This window comes from Mesorhizobium sp. M7A.F.Ca.CA.003.01.2.1 (genome assembly GCF_003998945.1).
Lineage (GTDB): Bacteria > Pseudomonadota > Alphaproteobacteria > Rhizobiales > Rhizobiaceae > Mesorhizobium > Mesorhizobium ciceri.
Map to the genome: position 1 here is coordinate 1 of NZ_RZRA01001562.1, position 617 is coordinate 617.

Here is a 617-nt window from a genome sequence, read left to right on the forward strand (position 1 = left end):
ACGACCATGGCGCCCGCCCAGCCGACAACGATCGGCAGGCCAAGGCCACCCAGCCGCGCGGCGTCGTCGGGAGTGGTCAGCAATGCCGAGGTGTAGGCGCCGATGGCGACGAAGCCGGCAAGGCCGACATTGAACAGGCCGGTCAGGCCCCACTGCAAATTGAGCCCCAGCGTGACCAGCGAAAAGATCAGCGCGGTGGTCAGGAAGAAGGCGCCGTAGCCGATCAGATCCATCAGCGTTCCCTCACACCAAACAGGCCGATCGGCCGCACGAACAGCACCGCCATCAGGATGATGAAGGAGACGGCGGCGCGCCATTCGGCGCCGATCAGCTGCACGGCACCGGCCTCGGCGAGCCCGATGATCAGGCCGCCGAGCACGGCGCCGGGGATGCTGCCGATGCCGCCGAGAATGGCGGCGGCAAACATCGGCAATAGCATGTCGAAGCCCATGAACGGGCGGATCTGCACCAGGATGCCGATCATCACGCCGGCCACGCAGGCCAGCGCCCCGCCGATGACCCAGGTGACGCGCACCACGCTGGCGACGTCGATGCCGACGATGCGGGCCAGTGCCGAGTTCTGGCTCAGGGCCTGCATCGAGCGGCCGGTCTGCGTG

Annotated in this window: 1 protein-coding gene and 1 pseudogene; both read right to left on the reverse strand. The window is 67.9% G+C overall.

Annotation, left to right across the window (positions count from 1 at the left end; genetic code table 11):
- Positions 1-236, reverse strand: a pseudogene (locus tag EN969_RS34195) (branched-chain amino acid ABC transporter permease); the annotation flags it as partial.
- On the reverse strand, positions 233-617 hold a 385-nt coding region (locus tag EN969_RS34200), incomplete at its 5' end, for a branched-chain amino acid ABC transporter permease (protein ID WP_164758807.1). The gene EN969_RS34200 and the pseudogene EN969_RS34195, both read right to left, overlap by 4 nt.